Annotated in this window: 1 protein-coding gene; it reads right to left on the bottom strand. The window is 50.0% G+C overall.

The window, feature by feature from the left end:
- Positions 1–242 (bottom strand): transposase (locus AB4589_RS22000; RefSeq protein WP_372101681.1); only part of this gene is annotated, 242 nt, incomplete at both ends.

Here is a 242-nt window from a genome sequence, read left to right on the forward strand (position 1 = left end):
GCAGCCACAACGTTGGGTGCTGATTAATTGCTTCTAGCATTCTTGCTCGCCAGACTTTGGCTAAAGCAAATGCGTTAAAAAGGTAACGCTTGTTGCCTTTGTGCCACGTTTGTCTTGATGGGTCGTATTGGCCTGCCGCCACAATAATGTGCAGGTGTGGGTGCAAGTTTCGTTGTCGGCTGTGGGTATGCAGCACGGCTGTAAACCCAAGTTCACCTTGCACCTGTCTTTTCGCAAAGTCC

This window comes from Vibrio sp. 10N.222.49.A3 (genome assembly GCF_041475145.1).
GTDB classification, from domain to species: domain Bacteria; phylum Pseudomonadota; class Gammaproteobacteria; order Enterobacterales; family Vibrionaceae; genus Vibrio; species Vibrio tasmaniensis_A.